The organism is Moraxella sp. K1664, from assembly GCF_039693965.1.
GTDB lineage: Bacteria > Pseudomonadota > Gammaproteobacteria > Pseudomonadales > Moraxellaceae > Moraxella.
The window spans coordinates 2,100,150-2,113,813 of record NZ_CP155576.1 but is presented as its reverse complement, the minus strand read 5'-3'; the positions used below and the strand labels follow the sequence as shown (position 1 = coordinate 2,113,813).

Genomic DNA, 13,664 nt, shown 5'->3' with positions numbered 1-13,664 from the left:
TTTGTCTCCTTATTTGGGTTCGGTAATGTTGCTGTCGTTAAGCAGTTTGGCATCTGCTTTGTCCTCGCTACGCCCTTCGGTACTAATGGCACTGTCTGGCTCATCTTTTAGTTCAGGCACTTCTTTTGGTGTCGGACGTGCAGGTGCTGGGGCATCTGGATAGTAGTCATGATGTGGCTGTGGCTGCCATGCAGGGGCTTGGTCAACGTCAATGCCAAAGCTAGAAATGGCATCTTTGACCAAACGCACGTCAATCTCACCCTCGTCCGCCAATTTTTTCAATGTGGCAACCACGATGTGGGCTGCATCCACATTAAAGAAACTACGCAAGTTGGCACGAGTGTCCGAACGTCCAAAGCCATCTGTACCTAATGTGGTATAAGGACGGCTGTCAGGCAACCAACCACGCACCTGCTCTGGGAAGTTACGCACATAATCGGTAGCAGCAACCACGATGCCTTTGTGCGGGGCAAGTTGTTTGGTAACCCAAGGCAGTTTTGGCTCGTCCGTTGGGTGCAAGCGGTTGTAGTCATCGCACGCCATACCATCACGGGTAAGCTCATTAAAGCTCGTTACACTCCATACGTTAGCTTTGATGTTAAATTCTTCTGCCAAAATACGAGCCGCTTTTTGAACTTCTCTTAGAATCACGCCAGAACCTAACAGTTGAACTTGGGTTGAACCGTTGTCTTCTAATAGGTACATACCACGCTTAATGCCCTCTTCAATGGCTTGTCTGTCATCGCCAATGGCAGGATGTTCATAGTTTTCATTCATGAGCGTGATGTAATAGTACACACGTTCGCCATTGCCATACATGCGTTGTAGACCGTCGTGCATGATAACAGCAAGCTCATAACCAAAGCATGGGTCATAGCTGACACAATTTGGCACAGTACCAAAGAGAATGTGGCTATGTCCATCTTGGTGTTGTAAACCTTCGCCGTTTAGTGTGGTACGTCCTGCGGTTGCCCCAAATAAAAAACCTTGGGCTTGCATGTCGCCTGCTGCCCATGCCAAATCACCAATACGCTGAAAGCCAAACATAGAGTAATAAATGTACATTGGAATCATCGGCAATGCGTTGGTTGAATAGCTTGTGGCAAGACTAATCCACGAACTCATCGCACCTGCTTCGTTAATGCCTTCTTCTAGCATATGCCCATCTTTGGCTTCTTTGTAACCCATCAAGGCCTCAGCATCTTCGGCAACATAGTTTTGACCGACCGATGAATAGATGCCAAGCTGACGGAACATGCCCTCCAATCCAAAGGTACGAGCTTCATCAGGAACTATCGGTACGACGTATTTATTAAGCCCTTTATCTTTTAATAGGGCAGACAACAGACGCACAAATACCATGGTTGTGGACTGCTCTTTGCCCTTACTGCCTTGGAGTACCCCATCAAATACAGACAACTCTGGAATGGTGAGTGGAGTATGACCACTGCGACGAGCAGGCAAGTGTCCGCCCAAAGATTCACGGCGACCCATTAGGTATTTGTATTCAGGACTGTCTTCGCTTGGGCGATAAAATGGCAGGTTTTGCAATTCATCATCGCTGATTGGTAGGTCAAATCTGTCACGGAAGTATTTTAGACCGCTCTCGTCTAGTTTTTTAAGTTGGTGAGCTTTGTTTACCGCTTGGATTTGCTTGGATAGACCATAGCCTTTGACAGTTTTGACAAGGATTACGGTTGGCTGACCCTTGGTTTTCATGGCTTCAGCATAAGCAGCATAGACCTTTTTAGGGTCGTGTCCGCCACGGTTTAGACGCATGATTTCATCATCAGACAGGGCAGACGCCATATCCGCAAGCTCTGGATATTTACCAAAGAATTCTTTGCGGACAAAAGCACCATCACGAGCGGTATAAAGCTGATACTCGCCATCCACCACTTCTTCCATGCGTTGTTTTAAGGCACCTGATGTGTCTTTGGCAAGCAGGCTATCCCAATGGTCGCCCCAGATGACTTTAATCACACGCCAGCCTGCCCCACGGAACACAGATTCTAACTCTTGGATGATTTTGCCATTACCACGCACAGGCCCGTCAAGGCGTTGTAGGTTACAGTTGATGACCCAAATCAGGTTATCAAGTTTTTCACGACCTGCCATTGAGATGGCACCCAAGCTCTCAGGCTCGTCCGTCTCACCGTCGCCCAAGAACGCCCACACTTTGCGGTCTTCGTCTTTGATAAGGCTACGGTTGGTTAGGTACTTTTGGGCACGGGCTTGATAAATACTCATCAAAGGTCCAAGACCCATAGATACGGTGGGGAATTGCCAGTAGTCGGGCATGAGATAGGGGTGTGGATAGCTTGACAAGCCTTTGCCGTCCACTTCACGGCGGAAATTTTTGAGCTGTTCTTCGGACAGACGACCTTCCATGAACGAACGGGCGTACATACCAGGGGCTCCATGACCTTGATAATAAATCATGTCGCCACCGTGGTTCTCGCTCGGAGCTCGCCAAAAGTGGTTAAAACCTGTCTCATACAGGGTCGCCGATGACGCGAATGTCGCCAAATGCCCACCCAAATCATCATCGTTTAGGTTGGCACGCATGACCATCGCTAGGGCGTTATAACGCATGATTGAGCGGATTTTACGCTCTAGGTGCAAATCCCCTGGGTAGGCAGGCTCATCTTCAACAGGAATGGTATTGATATAAGCCGTTTCTAGGCGGTTAAATGGCAAGCCTTCTTGTACTGCTTTGTTATATAAGGCTTTTAATAAGAATTGAGCCCGCTCTTTGTCGGCGTTTTTGATGACCGACTCAAATGCATCAAGCCACTCTTGGGTTTCTACATGGTCGGAATCGTTGTAATAGGTCGTCATAAAATTTTCCTACTGTTGTGAATGCTAAGATGAACTTAGCGATGAATGTCAAACACAGATAGCTTGACAGAAAACTGTGTCACTTTTGTGAAAAGCTGTCATAAAAGCTAATTTTAGGGCGTGTTGAACTTTGGTATTTGCAATGAAAAATGAGAAAAATCGCACGTTTTTCAAGGAAAAAACGTAGGCTGATAGTTATTCTATCAGACAAGTTTTTGACGATGAAAAACAAGATTTAGCCATTTTTCATGCAAAAATTGATTGAAATTGTTAAACTTTCATCTTATTTTATAAGAATGTTATCAATGTTCAACACGCCCTAGCCATATATTATAAAAGACTTTGCCTAAAATTTGTTATGTCTTTTGGTAAATGTTTATCATTGGACTATTTTTTAAATAAATAGTGAAAATAAATTTTGGGTGAAATCATAACAGATATCTCACCCCAAGCCCACTAGCCAAACACCGTATCGCCTACCACCAAAGGATGACCGAACAGAACGGATTACTGATAAAACGCCTGTACTTTTTTCTCGCCATCTTTGATGATGTCCACAGGCGTCTCATCGCACGGCACTTGATAAATGGTGTTCGCCCCTTTAAAAATATAGACCACATAAGCACTGTCAAGCAGTGGATTGATGTTTTGACTGGCGTCCTTGACCTTTGCCAATACCATCATCTCATCAGGGCGTGCCAGTACACGCTCGACATCAGATTTATCAAGCGATAAGGCATTCACGCCAAAATAATCCCACGCCTTATCCACGCTTATCTCATCCAAAGGTTCGGGGTTATCCCACAGCGTTTTTGCCCCGTCAGGCTCTTTCATTTGCATGACAAAACTGCCTGCTTGCTTGCTCACTTTTATTTGAGCAGGGCTGTTTTTCTCAACGCTATAACAGCCGACAAATGTCCCTGCCTGCCCATCTGCTTTGGCAGTCGGGGCGTTATCGGTTGGGGCTGATTGGTTGCAGGCGGTTAAGCCAAGGGCAAAGAGAATGGATAGGATACAAGAATAAGATTTGATAGACATGGTGTGACTAATAAAGGTTAAGTTAAATTGGTTTGTGTTGGTTTTTGATTTTAGATGATTTTATTAATTTTAAAAGCAAAATCATCAATTGCTGGCATAAATTGAAAAGTTGAATTTATCAAAGGGTAAATTTTGGTATTTTCCATCGATAATACTTTTGGACGGACTTGTAGGGGCAAATTGCAATTTACCCTTTGATAAAGTGTTGATTTTTGGGCAAATAAATTACCCCAATACGTCTAGCTCACTCGGGACGGCTAGACAGACGATGATAACCCACGCTCTCTCCAACATCGCCGACAAACCCAAGCTGTCGCCACACTTCATACAGACAAATTGCCACGCTGTTAGATAGGTTAAGACTGCGAGAGTCGGGGAGCATGGGCAGTCTTAGCCAGTTACCCGCCCCGATGTCATCACGCACATCAGACGGTAGTCCGTCTGTCTCCGAGCCGAACACCAGTGCCACCGAGCTGTTACCAACTTTAAAATCATAATCATAAAACGGACGGCTAAACTTGGTCGTCATCGCCACGACCGTATCCACGCCCACACTTGTCAAATAGGCACGGCACGCCTGCCAGTCATCATGTACTTGCATGTTGGCGTATTCATGATAATCCAGTCCCGCCCGTCTTAGCTTTTTATCATCAAGCTCAAAAGCTAAGGGCTTGATAAGGTGCAGTTTTGCCCCTGTATTGGCACACAGACGAATGGCGTTGCCGGTGTTATTGGGGATTTTGGGAGTATAGAGAACGATATGGATTTGTTTCATGGTTGTTATTTCATGGTTTTTATAAAAAAGCCCGCACCAAATGATTGACGTATTTAAAGCCCATCTTGGTCGGGGCGATGATGTCAGGGTGAAACACCATCAGCCCTTGATGTTGCAAGGGCAAAAGCTCATTATCAATGGTGCTAACAAGTAGCCCCGTCCGCTCTTCAAAGGTGCGAGTTGTCGTGCCATCTGCCAAACGCAGGGCATTCATCATAAATTCAAAGGGCAGACTCTCATCCGCCACCCGCTCAAAGCCTACCATCTTTGGAGCATTATTATAATTTAGATAGTCTTTGGGCAGGCGAGATTTGGCATAACGATAAATACCATCTGGATAATCGGTATGCTCACGCAGTGTTACTTTGCCATGCCCACCTGCCCCAATGGCAAGATAGTCGCCAAATTGCCAATAGTTGACATTATGACGACACGGCTCATCATCACGCCCGACCCATGCCGACACTTCATAATTGGCAAAACCTGCTTGCAAAAGTCGCTCTCGCCCTGCATTCTCTATGCGTTCTAGCTCGTCATCATCGGGCAAGTCAGGCGGACTGCGATAAAAGGCGGTGTTTGGCTCAATGGTCAGCTGATACCATGAGATGTGCGTTGCCCCTGCCGATAATGCCATGTCAATGTCACGCACGGCAAGCGTGGCGGTCTGACTAGGCAAGCCATGCATCAGGTCGGCATTGATACGGGTAAAGCCTGCTTGTTTGGCATTTTTGATGGCATTGACTGCTTCATCATGGCGATGTATTCGCCCCAATGTCGTCAATGCCCCATCATCAAAGGACTGCACACCCACCGACAAACGGTTGATACCCAGTGCCAAATAGTCGGCAAAGGGGGCATGTTCTAGCGTACCGGGGTTGGCTTCTAAGGTAATCTCAATATCATCGGCAAAAGGGATCATCTCACGTAACCCCAAAAACAGCATCCGATACTGCTCTATCGGCAACAGCGACGGCGTTCCCCCGCCGATAAAGATACTTTGTATCGCACGCCCCCCTGCTAAGGCGACTTGCGAGCGAGCGTCAGCCAAAAGTGCTGTGACATAATCAGCAAAAGGGGCAGACTCGGGCAAGGCGTGCGAGTTAAAATCACAATATGGACATTTTTTGACACACCACGGAATGTGAATGTACAAAGACAATGGGATATTAGCAGGGTCAAGGATTAGACTATGTTCGTTCATTGGTTTATATGGCGTGACACATGCCATGCCTTTTATTGTTTTTAATGATTGGTTGTTATGATTTTTGTGTTTATTTCTGTATTAAATCGCACCTAGGTTGCGATACCATTTGGCATGATATTTAGCCATCATGCCAGTTTAGACCTAGTCTTGCACCAAATCATCAAACTGCAACAAACCAAACTTCATGCCCAAATGCTTCTCTAAGGCAGGCAGGTTAAAGGCGTCATCTTCGCCCACCAAGCTAATAGACACGCCCGATTGCCCTGCTCGTCCTGTGCGTCCGATACGATGAACATAATCATCGGGCAAATCAGGCAGTGTGTAGTTAATGACATGAGTCACGTCATCCACATGAATACCACGCCCTGCCACGTCGGTCGCCACCAACACATTAACTTCGCCATCTTTAAAGCGTTTTAGGTAACGTTCTCGCTTGGCTTGGGCGACATCGCCTGAAAGCATGGTCACATCCACATGCTTACGTAGATTGTCATACAGGCGTTTGACTTGGTCTTTGCGATTGGCAAAAACAATGGCTTTTTTGACATCATCACTGCCAAGCAACTGCTTTAATGCCGTCAGTTTTTGGCGGTCGGTTAATAGATAAAAACGCTGTTCAATGTTCTTATTGGTACGACTCTCGGGGGCGATTTCCACAAAGGTCGGCTGATATAGCCAGCGATACGCCAAATTCATAACATCGGTGTTGAAAGTCGCCGAGAACAGCAAACTTTGGCGGTGCGTATTGGCAGGCATTTTGCTGATGAGTCGCTTGACATCAGGGATGAATCCCATGTCAAGCATGCGGTCGGCTTCATCCAACACCAACACTTCCACACGGTCAAGAAACAGCACGCCCTTTTGCACCCAATCAATAATCCGCCCTGGTGTGCCAATCAAAATATCCATCGGGCGACGGTTTATCTCATTTGCCTGCTTGTCATAATCCGCCCCACCAGTCATACACAAAGCATACAAACCACTCTCTTTGACCAGCTCTCGGCAGTCGCTATAAATCTGCTGTGCCAGCTCTCGGGTCGGTGCCAGGATTAACGCCCGTGGCTCACCCAAATAGCGTGTCTCATCATCGCCAAACGGGCGAGACAGCAGGCTTTGGATGATGGTAATCAAAAACGTGGCAGTCTTGCCCGTGCCTGTCTGTGCCTGCCCAATGGCGTCTTGTCCTGCTAGGGTGTGGGGCAAGATTTGGGCTTGAATGGGCGTGAGAGTCTCAAAACCCAAAGCCGATACTGCCTTTTGGATGGGCTCTGCTAGGGGTAAGTCACGAAACGTGCTAAATTGCTCGGTCAAGGGCATGTCCTTTTAAGCTAAATGGGCGAATATTGTTTGGTATTTTTACCAAATGCTTGCCAATGATACTTTTAAAAATGATAAAATTAAAAGTGATTGGCAACATTTACGTTTTTATCTTTTGATAATTTTAAATCATCCATCCAAATCATCAAAACAGGCATTAAGTGAGCCTTCCACGGCTTGTTGAACAAACCGCTCTTTGTCAGCTTTGTCATCATAAACAGGCATTTTATAAATGATATTCAAGCCGTTGTGCCATGTCTCATCAATAAATGACACCATGTCTTTTTTGGAAAAACTTTTTTCCACTCTTTTTAGGGCTTTGTCAAGGTTTTTCTTAGCTTTATCTTTGCTGACCCCATTTTGATGGTCGATGGCGATGTCATAAACACCTTTACTGGCAACCATGCAAATCCCTGCTATCTCTTCGATTCTGGCTGATTCGTCCGCTGACAAAGTCACTGCCGAATGAGCCGTGCCACTGATACCGAACAACGCTAGGGTACCGAGTGTGCAGATAAGTTTGTTTGGCTTTTGCATAATCACGCCTTTATAAAAGAATCAATCCTATATTCTATCATAACTTATCATGACAGGCAAAACCCAATTTAAAAGCCCAATTTTAAAACCCCCACAAAAAAACCCACCCCAAGGGCAGGTTTTGCGTGACGTAAATATCACATTAATTTGGTGACTTCTTCGGCTTGCAATCCTTTATCGCCTTCGGTCACGACAAATTCCACCATTTCACCTTCTCTGAGCGAGCGATAGCCGTCACCGACAATAGAACGAAAATGCACAAACACATCTTCGCCAGTGGCACGCTGGATAAAGCCAAAACCTTTGGCATTGTTAAACCATTTAACCTGACCTTGTTCACGAGCAGACATAACACTTCCTTAAAAAATACCACATTGTAACACTTACAATGATACAAATAACCAAATAAGTCTACGCACTACGCAGTTACCATAAACTCGTGCCTAAATATAGCACACTTTTAAAGAGCTGTAAACGTATGTAACCAAACATTAACAAAAAATTTACGCCCCACTACCTTTAAAAATTTGTTAAAATAATCAGCATTTAACATAAAACACACAGACATCAGCACCCATGAACCAAACCACACCCCTAAACCGTAAATTATTAGTGCTAAACGGTGCCAATCTGCACTTACTGGGCAAGCGTGAACCGCACATTTATGGTACGACCACCTTACAAGACATCGTTCACCGCCTATCCACCACCGCTCATCAGCACGGTATCCAACTTGACCATTTTCAATCCAACCACGAAGGCGACATCGTGGACATCATCGGCAACCAAGGCGTATTGGCGGACGACCACGACAAATTTGATGGGGTCATCATCAATCCAGCCGCCTTTACCCATACATCCGTTGCCATTCGTGACGCCCTGCTTGCCAGTGGCAAACCCTTTATTGAAGTGCATTTATCCAATATCCACGCTCGTGAACCGTTTCGCAGTCATTCGTATTTTTCGGACAAGGCAGTGGGCGTGATTTGTGGGCTTGGCGACATGGGTTATGACATGGCATTAGCATGGTTTTTAAAAAATTTATATAAAACAAATGGCGTACACTCATGACCATCATCGCTTATACTGACGGGGCGTGCAAAGGCAACGGCAAGGCAGGGGCATCCGCTGGCGGATTTGGCACGCACATCATCTACCCCACAGGCGACGTGCTAAACATTTGGGGTGGTGAGAGCGACACCACCAACAACCGCATGGAGCTTATGGGGGCAATCACTGCCTTAGAACGCACGCCTGCCGATACGCCGATACAGATTTGGACGGACTCGGGCTATGTCAAAAACGGCATTACCCAGTGGATTAACGGATGGAAAGCCAAAGGCTGGAAAAAAGCAGACGGCAAAGCAGTGCTCAACCAAGACCTATGGATACGCCTAGATAATGCCTGCCAACGTCGCACCATTGATTGGCAATGGATAAAAGGACATGCAGGACATGTCGGCAATGAGATGGCGGACAAACTTGCCAATGATGGCGTTACTGGCAGTGGCGAGCTGTTTATCAGTCACACCCCAACAAATAACCCTGCAAGCGACAAGACAAACAGCAAAACCAATACCGAGCCAAACATCATATCAAAAGAGACAGACGAGACAACCACGATGAATGAGACCACCAACCACGCCCTTGATGACAGCAATTTTCACGGCAATGATTTTCATGACAATGCCATTCATGAAAATGCCGTTTATGAGAGCGATTTGGGCGAGGACATGGATTACTATGCAGACATGGCAAACATGATGGCAGATGATGAATTTGACCCTGCTACCCCAATGGTAGATGTGGGAGCGGATATTAATGACAGCGAGCCAGTCAGCCAAACGCAAAATAAAACCCCCGCCAAAAAATCCAAGAAAAAAACACCACCTGCCCCCATGCAAGTGGTTCGCCACAACCACCAAAACCCCGACTATGACGGACGCACCGATGAGATTCGTGAGCCGTTTTGGGCGGTACTGCCCGACCCCATTCATCGTGGGGCGTCAGAGCGTCAGCTGATTATGGATACGGAGACGACGGGCATTGACCCTGCCACGGGCGACCGTATCGTTGAGATTGGCATTGTTGAGATGGTCAAGCGTAAGCCAACTGGGGTTCAACTGCATGTGTACCTAAATCCCGACAGGGAGATGGACGATGAAGTCATTGGCGTTCACGGCATTCATAATGAATTTTTGGTAGACAAACCCCGATTTGCCGATGTTGCTCCTTATGTCTATGAGTTCATGAAAGGGGCGGAAATCATCGCTCATAACGCCCAGTTTGATATGAAATTTTTATCGCACGAGTTTGATAAAGTGGGCATGACCGACTTTGCCGATGTCGTGGAAGTCACCGACTCACTCATGCTTGCCCGCAAAATGTACGCAGGGCAAAAAAACAATTTGGACGCCCTTGCCAAACGCCTAGACGTCGGTCAAGACATTGACCGTTCCTACCACGGGGCATTAAAAGACTCGCAGATTTTGCTTGAAGTCTATCTTGCCATGACCAGTGGGCAGATTGCCATGAGCATGGAAGAAGAAGGGGTGAACCAAGATGACAACAGGGGCGAGATTAGTTTTAGTGATTTAAGTGCATTGTCCGCCCAACTAATCCGCTCAAAAGATGACTTCTCTGCCGATGGGGCATGGCGTGAGAGCGTACTTAAATAACAATTTATCCGATATTTGCCCTATTTAGTATAATTTTACTTGCCAAGTTTCGCCAAACATGGTTAAATGTAGCGATTATTAATGCGTGCTGTAAAACAACAGGATTATCATGACTCAATCAGCCAAAACCGCCACCAATTTTGACTTATCATCACTTCATATTTTGCGTAATGAAATCAGTACGGTATTAAAAGATGCTGAGACGCATTTGCGTGAGTTTTATGATGACCCCGACCAAGCCCCCTTACTGCTAGACTCGGCAAGTAACTTATCACAGTTATCTGCCATTTTTAAATTGATCGCCTTTAACGGGGCAGGGCTGCTTGCCGAGAATCTATCAGCAAGCTACACTCTACTGCACGGTAATGCCGATGGCGACGAAGACGAAAATGAGATTCTAATGACAGACATCTCAGAAGCCATCATGCTACTAGACCGCTACGTTGAATTTGTCCTATTAAAAGAAACACCCGAACCTGCCTTGCTACTACCCATCATTAATAAACTGGGCGAGCATTTGGGGCATGTTGCCATCGAATCCACCACCCTAAACCAGAACATTAACAGCGTTATCATCGCCGACCCCCAAGCAAACTACACTTCTCTTAGCACGCTTGGGCTCAATGCCAGAGCCTTAACCCAAGCCTATCGTGCCGGTCTGTCTGTCGTTCTTGAAAACAAAGATGGTATCATCTCTGATGATGAACGCCAAAAATTAGATGGCATGACCAAAGTCTGTGCTGTGATTGCCCAGCATTCTGACACCTTATTTTGGCAGTCAGCAAAGACCATCACCCAGAACATCGCCAACGACCTACCACTCAGCCATGCCAAAAAGCGCATCTTGGTTTATCTAGAACAGCAATTTTCTGACTATCTGCCGATTGAAGACCGTCGTTTTGCCGAGATGGTTAGCTTTGCTTGCAACAAAAACAAAGACTTTGCCACCCTTGCCAATCAAAAGTACGCCCTAAACCGAGTGAGTGACACCAAGTTTAGTGAAATGCAACGTTTCTTGTTCGGGCCCAACCGTGAAATCACCGATACGCTCAATGACTTGATTCAAGAGCAATTAGAAGCCATCAAACAAAAAGTGGATAAATTCGTGCGTGCATCTAACGGCATGGCTGAGATTGGCGACATGGTCAGTATCGATGACATCAAAACCGAGCTTGACACCCTGTCTGGAACCATGATACTGTTAGAACTTACCGATGCCAGCCAAGCACTAAAAGCGGCATCATCTCAAATCGGTAGCTGGCAAAATCCCACCCTAGAAGACTTGGATACTTTCTTGGACAAACTATTGGTCGCTGAGAACGCTGCCATTTTCCTATCTAAGAGCCACACCCCAGGGGCGGTTAAATTACCCCTGCATAACCGTGAAATCTCCCTGCATCAGCTAGACACGTCTTATGAAGCCCTAGTTAAAGAAGCACGTAGCAATCTAACCGCAGCAACTTTGGCATTGACTGACTATATCGCAGATAGTAACCGTGACATCATGAACCTACAAAACACGCCCGAGATGATTCGCCAAGTGGCAGGGGCGGCAGCATTCTTACGTCTATCTGCCACATCGGCTCAGCTGTATCTGCTGGCTCGTCGCCTAGAAAATGGACTGCTTGATAAAGTCAAAACCGCCCCTGATGGCGAGCTGGCACGCATCAGCAATGCTTGGGCAGATGTCTTGGTTGCAGCGGACTTTGAATTTGAAAACTTCGAAGAAAACCGACCCACCAATGAACAAAGCATTCTCATCAGCCAAAATAGCTTAAATCAGCTTGTGGCATGAGCCATCAGAACATCACTCTCACAGGCACTCCGTCATCGACTACCCATACAATATGGGTCATTGATGGCGAGCGTGTTTTTTGTCGTGATGGCAAACCTTATGCATTTGACCATATCGAGATAGGCATAGATGGTTTAATTGACGGCTTGGACGATGGTTTAGATGACACACTGGGCGTGGTTGAATTGCTTCATTTTAGATATGATGACAGGCGGGTGTTTGCCATTGATTATCAAAAGATGGTCGAGCCACACCCTACCAAACCAAATCATCTCGACCATCTTAATGGCGAGTTCATCGCCTATCGCCATACCGTTGCCGTAACCGACAGCCACACCGCCCATGAAATCTCGGCAGGCATTCAGCTGTTATTATGGCAAAAGGGCAATCAATTCTGCGGTTATTGTGGCACCAAAACAGTGCGCCATCACAAAGAAAACACCATGGCATGTCCTGCCTGCCATCAGCATTTTTATCCTAAAATACAGCCTTGTGTCATCATCGCCATCACCCGTCCCTGTCCTGTGACAGGTCAGCTCCAAATCCTATTAGCACAACATCATCGCCATCAGGCAACAGGCATGTATGGACTCATCGCTGGATTTATGGAAGTGGGCGAGAGTGCCGAGATGACCATTCATCGTGAAGTGCTAGAAGAGACAGGCATTCATGTGAACAACATCCGCTACATCAAAAGCCAAGCCTGGCCATATCCGACCAATCTTATGCTTGGCTTTTGTGCCACTTATAAGTCGGGAAACATCGTCATCGATGAAGATGAACTGTCCCACGCTCAGTTCTTTGGCAAAGATGACCTACCACTGATTCCCAAGCAAGGGACGATTGCTTATGAGCTGATTAGTCAAGTATTGGGCTTAAATGAATGCTAGGGTAAGTAGCACCTGCCATTGATGGTATTTTTATAGAATACACTCTACTCTCAACTTTATGTCAGTAGGGCATGCCCACCCTTGGTGTTTGATGGAAGTGTTAAGTCTTCATCATATTTTATGAAAATATTATCAAAGGTAGGCACACTCTAGGGCGTGCCTACCTTTGGTATTTGCAATAAAAAATGCCTGTTTAAAAAAGCAGGGGAATCGCCCGTTTTTCAAGGAAAAAACAAAGGCTGTGAGTTTTCTATCAGACAAGTTTTTATTAAATCTCTTTCCAAACTAAAAATAAACCTTTATAAGTATTAGGGTTGAAGTTTTTAAAAATCCACAAAAATCGGGGTTTGGAAAGAAGTCTATTATAAAAAACAATCCGACCACTTAACTGGGTAAATTTTAAGATTTTAACTTAGCTTTTTTAAATTAAGTGGTCGGATAGCCATTTTTCATGCAAAAATTGGTTGAAATTGTCAAACTTTCATCTTACACTATACAAAATGAAAAAGTACCACGGTTTCCGTTCGTGGTGAGCCTGTCGAACCATGACGGAAACCGACCCTTCGACAAGCTCAGGGCGAACGGTTTC

11 protein-coding genes are annotated in these 13,664 nt (G+C 45.9%); 4 read left to right on the top strand and 7 right to left on the bottom strand.

Annotated elements, in window-relative coordinates:
- Positions 1–9 precede the first annotated feature (9 nt).
- The 7 genes from aceE to AAHK14_RS10375 form a co-directional block, all read right to left on the bottom strand.
- Positions 10–2,841 carry a pyruvate dehydrogenase (acetyl-transferring), homodimeric type gene (gene aceE / locus AAHK14_RS10405; RefSeq protein WP_065256339.1) on the bottom strand — a complete coding sequence of 944 codons (2,832 nt, stop codon included), beginning with the start codon at positions 2,839–2,841 and terminating at the stop codon, positions 10–12.
- Between the two features lie 507 nt (positions 2,842–3,348).
- Positions 3,349–3,879, bottom strand: coding sequence for a hypothetical protein (locus AAHK14_RS10400; RefSeq protein WP_065256340.1), 531 nt, complete (start codon positions 3,877–3,879; stop codon positions 3,349–3,351).
- A 244-nt stretch (positions 3,880–4,123) separates the two neighbouring features.
- Positions 4,124–4,654 (bottom strand): tRNA (cytidine(34)-2'-O)-methyltransferase, encoded by a 531-nt coding sequence (locus AAHK14_RS10395; RefSeq protein WP_065256341.1) that lies wholly within the window; start codon positions 4,652–4,654, stop codon positions 4,124–4,126.
- Between the two features lie 19 nt (positions 4,655–4,673).
- A complete protein-coding gene (gene hemW / locus AAHK14_RS10390; RefSeq protein WP_083108378.1) occupies positions 4,674–5,855 on the bottom strand; it encodes a radical SAM family heme chaperone HemW in 1,182 nt (393 codons plus the stop codon).
- A gap of 144 nt (positions 5,856–5,999) precedes the next feature.
- Positions 6,000–7,175 (bottom strand): DEAD/DEAH box helicase, encoded by a 1,176-nt coding sequence (locus tag AAHK14_RS10385; protein ID WP_065256343.1) that lies wholly within the window; start codon positions 7,173–7,175, stop codon positions 6,000–6,002.
- A 129-nt stretch (positions 7,176–7,304) separates the two neighbouring features.
- Complete coding sequence (locus AAHK14_RS10380) at positions 7,305–7,712, bottom strand: hypothetical protein (RefSeq protein ID WP_065256344.1); 408 nt, start codon at positions 7,710–7,712, stop codon at positions 7,305–7,307.
- Positions 7,713–7,849: 137 nt separating this feature from the next.
- Positions 7,850–8,062 (bottom strand): cold shock domain-containing protein, encoded by a 213-nt coding sequence (locus AAHK14_RS10375; protein WP_029102179.1) that lies wholly within the window; start codon positions 8,060–8,062, stop codon positions 7,850–7,852.
- Between the two features lie 226 nt (positions 8,063–8,288).
- Between AAHK14_RS10375 and aroQ the strand changes: the two genes are divergently transcribed.
- From aroQ to nudC, 4 genes are all read left to right on the top strand, one after another.
- On the top strand, positions 8,289–8,783 hold the full coding sequence (aroQ, locus tag AAHK14_RS10370) for a type II 3-dehydroquinate dehydratase (RefSeq protein WP_065256345.1): 495 nt from the start codon (positions 8,289–8,291) through the stop codon (positions 8,781–8,783).
- Positions 8,780–10,390, top strand: coding sequence for a DNA polymerase III subunit epsilon (gene dnaQ / locus AAHK14_RS10365; RefSeq protein ID WP_065256346.1), 1,611 nt, complete (start codon positions 8,780–8,782; stop codon positions 10,388–10,390). The genes aroQ and dnaQ overlap by 4 nt, the downstream gene beginning before the upstream one ends.
- Positions 10,391–10,499: 109 nt before the next feature.
- Entirely contained in the window at positions 10,500–12,185 is a 1,686-nt protein-coding gene (locus tag AAHK14_RS10360) for a hypothetical protein (RefSeq protein WP_065256347.1), read from the top strand.
- Positions 12,182–13,075: an NAD(+) diphosphatase gene (gene nudC, locus AAHK14_RS10355; protein ID WP_065256348.1), complete on the top strand. Its 894-nt coding sequence runs from the start codon at positions 12,182–12,184 to the stop codon at positions 13,073–13,075. The genes AAHK14_RS10360 and nudC overlap by 4 nt, the downstream gene beginning before the upstream one ends.
- Positions 13,076–13,664 lie beyond the last annotated feature (589 nt).

What these genes read in the sequence shown, in the direction of transcription:
- aceE (WP_065256339.1), bottom strand. Translation starts at nt 2,841, where the DNA reads ATGACGACCTATTACAACGATTCCGACCATGTAGAAACCCAAGAGTGG.
- AAHK14_RS10400 (WP_065256340.1), bottom strand. Translation starts at nt 3,879, where the DNA reads ATGTCTATCAAATCTTATTCTTGTATCCTATCCATTCTCTTTGCCCTT.
- AAHK14_RS10395 (WP_065256341.1), bottom strand. Translation starts at nt 4,654, where the DNA reads ATGAAACAAATCCATATCGTTCTCTATACTCCCAAAATCCCCAATAAC.
- hemW (WP_083108378.1), bottom strand. Translation starts at nt 5,855, where the DNA reads ATGAACGAACATAGTCTAATCCTTGACCCTGCTAATATCCCATTGTCT.
- AAHK14_RS10385 (WP_065256343.1), bottom strand. Translation starts at nt 7,175, where the DNA reads ATGCCCTTGACCGAGCAATTTAGCACGTTTCGTGACTTACCCCTAGCA.
- AAHK14_RS10380 (WP_065256344.1), bottom strand. Translation starts at nt 7,712, where the DNA reads ATGCAAAAGCCAAACAAACTTATCTGCACACTCGGTACCCTAGCGTTG.
- AAHK14_RS10375 (WP_029102179.1), bottom strand. Translation starts at nt 8,062, where the DNA reads ATGTCTGCTCGTGAACAAGGTCAGGTTAAATGGTTTAACAATGCCAAA.
- aroQ (WP_065256345.1), top strand. Translation starts at nt 8,289, where the DNA reads ATGAACCAAACCACACCCCTAAACCGTAAATTATTAGTGCTAAACGGT.
- dnaQ (WP_065256346.1), top strand. Translation starts at nt 8,780, where the DNA reads ATGACCATCATCGCTTATACTGACGGGGCGTGCAAAGGCAACGGCAAG.
- AAHK14_RS10360 (WP_065256347.1), top strand. Translation starts at nt 10,500, where the DNA reads ATGACTCAATCAGCCAAAACCGCCACCAATTTTGACTTATCATCACTT.
- nudC (WP_065256348.1), top strand. Translation starts at nt 12,182, where the DNA reads ATGAGCCATCAGAACATCACTCTCACAGGCACTCCGTCATCGACTACC.